Raw genomic sequence first — 1,815 nt, 5'->3', positions numbered from 1 at the left:
CTCGAAGGCCCCTCGGCCACCTACAACATACCGATGGGGGTGCGCCTGACGGGCGCGGTGGATGTGGCGGCGTTACGGACCGCGCTCGTCGATGTGGTGGGGCGGCACGAAAGCCTGCGGACGGTGTTCGCCGAGGTGGACGGTGTGCCGGTGCAGCGGGTCCTCGAGGCCGGAGAATTCGACGTGCCGGTGTCGGTGGCGGACGTGGAGGACGTGGAGGCGGCAGTGGCCGCGGCTGCACGCTACGCGTTCGACTTGTCGTCGGAGATCCCGGTACGGGCCGACGTATTCCGCTGCGCTCCCAACGAGTACGTGCTGCTGTTGCTGATCCACCATATCGCCGGGGACGGATGGTCGCTGGCGCCGTTGTTCCGTGATCTGGCGACCGCCCACACCGCGCGCGCACACGACCGCAGCCCGGAATGGAAGCCGTTGCCGGTGCAGTACGCGGACTACACGTTGTGGCAGCGGGAACTGTTGGGCGAGGCGTCCGATCCAGACAGTGTGTTGTCCCGGCAACTGGAGTACTGGCGTGCCGAGCTGACCGGGCTGCCCGAGCAGCTACCGTTGTCGACCGACCGACCGCGGCCGCGGGTGGCCAGCTACCGTGGTGACACCGTGCCGGTGATGATCGATGCCGAGACCCGCGCGCTGCTGCAGCGGGTGTCGCGTGAGGGGAACGCGACGGTGTCGATGGTGTTGCAGGCGGGGTTGGTGGTGTTGTTGTATCACCTCGGTGCGGGGGAGGACATCCCGATCGGGACACCGATCGCCGGGCGTACCGATGAGGCGTTGACTGATCTGGTCGGGTTCTTCGTCAATACGTGGGTGTTGCGGGCACGAGTTGTTGCGGCGGGTTCGTTCACCGATCTGCTCGGGCAGGTACGGGAGAAGGCGCTGGCGGCCTACGCCAATCAGGACGCGCCGTTCGAGTTGTTGGTCGAGCTGCTCAACCCGATCCGCTCCACGGCCCACCACCCGCTGTTCCAGGTGGCGTTGGCTTTCCAGAACAACGCCCTACCCGTGATCGAGCTCCCCGGAATCGGTATTTCCCCCATCTTCTGCTCAACGGGGACATCTCGCTTCGACCTCCTGCTCAACATCATCGATGCCCCCGACGGCGCGGGATTCACCGGTTTCGTGGAATTCGCGACCGACCTGTTCGACCGGGCGACGGTCGAGGCGATCGCGGCCCGGTACGTGCGAGTACTACGACAGGTGGCCTCCACTCCGCAGCTGGCGGTGGGTGCGGTGGACGTGCTCACCGACGCCGAACGCGCGCGGCTGCTGCGTGGGTACAACGACACCACGGTGGCGGTCGATACCGATATCACCTTGGTCGGGCTGATCGAGGCTCGGGTGCGGCGGTCCCCGCAGGCGGTGGCGGTGGTGTGCGCCGGTACGGAGCTGACCTACCGGGACCTCGACAGCCGTGCCAACCGTCTGGCACACCTGCTGATCGCGCGGGGGGTGGGACCCGACAAGGTGGTGGCGGTGGCGTTGCCGCGGTCGGCGGAGCTGATCGTGGCGCTGCTGGCGGTGTGGAAGGCCGGGGGCGCCTACCTACCGGTGGACCCGACCTACCCGCACGACCGGCTGGCGTTCATCCTCGCCGACACGGCCCCGGTGGTCGTGGTAACCGACCAGGCTACGGCCGCATCTCTGTCCACGACCACAGCGGAATCGCTGTGCGTCGACGACCTGGACACCTTCACCGGTAACCCCAGCGAGGCCGCTCCGACCGATGCTGTCCGGCACGGTCGGCTGCGTCCGGACAATCTGGCGTATCTGATCTATACATCGGGAACGACCGGT

The 1,815-nt window shown here is 67.3% G+C and carries 1 protein-coding gene; it reads left to right on the top strand.

The window, feature by feature from the left end:
• Nucleotides 1-1,815: condensation domain-containing protein (locus ACX4ZE_RS22675; protein WP_480275491.1), on the top strand; the 1,815-nt coding region annotated here is incomplete at both ends.

It is taken from the genome of Nocardia sp. TBRC8007, assembly GCF_056629435.1.
Note: the sequence above shows the minus strand (reverse complement) of the source record. Positions and strands in the feature narration are given on the sequence as shown.